Genomic DNA, 369 nt, shown 5'->3' on the forward strand with positions numbered 1-369 from the left:
AACGTGAAGTTTTTAATTGTCATTTTTAACCTTTCTTGAAATTATCTTTGCTTTATCTAAAACTGGGTTATCAGTAATTGATAATTCTAGTAATCTAAATTTTCTACCGCCATACGGATAACCACCAATTGATACAAATTGACCGACCTCGTACAAGAGCGTAGTTTCGATTCTAAGCGAGTTTTCACTATTGTAATATACTTTACCTGATAAAAGTTCTAAGTGATCTTTACGTAGCTCTCTGTACCCTGTGAAGCTATCTATTCTATATTTGTCGCCATAAGTAGCAACATACTCATATAACATTTGGCTTGTCTCCACTTTCTACAAAAATAAGTCTATCATTGAACTCTGTTTTAACTCTATCTG

2 protein-coding genes are annotated in these 369 nt (G+C 32.8%); both read right to left on the bottom strand.

The features are described 5' to 3' along the window. Nucleotides 1–12: 12 nt before the first annotated feature. Nucleotides 13–306 carry a hypothetical protein gene (locus FDW96_RS02845; protein WP_078358586.1) on the bottom strand — a complete coding sequence of 98 codons (294 nt, stop codon included), beginning with the start codon at nucleotides 304–306 and terminating at the stop codon, nucleotides 13–15. Next, the coding region (locus FDW96_RS25670; protein WP_137365192.1) for a hypothetical protein at nucleotides 296–369 on the bottom strand (74 nt) is incomplete at its 5' end. The genes FDW96_RS02845 and FDW96_RS25670, both read right to left, overlap by 11 nt.

The sequence above is a fragment of the Citrobacter sp. TBCS-15 genome (assembly GCF_005280815.1).
GTDB classification, from domain to species: Bacteria; Pseudomonadota; Gammaproteobacteria; order Enterobacterales; family Enterobacteriaceae; genus Citrobacter; species Citrobacter werkmanii.

Excerpts from the sequence above, each read along its gene's own strand:
- FDW96_RS02845 (WP_078358586.1), bottom strand. The coding sequence starts at position 306 with ATGTTATATGAGTATGTTGCTACTTATGGCGACAAATATAGAATAGAT.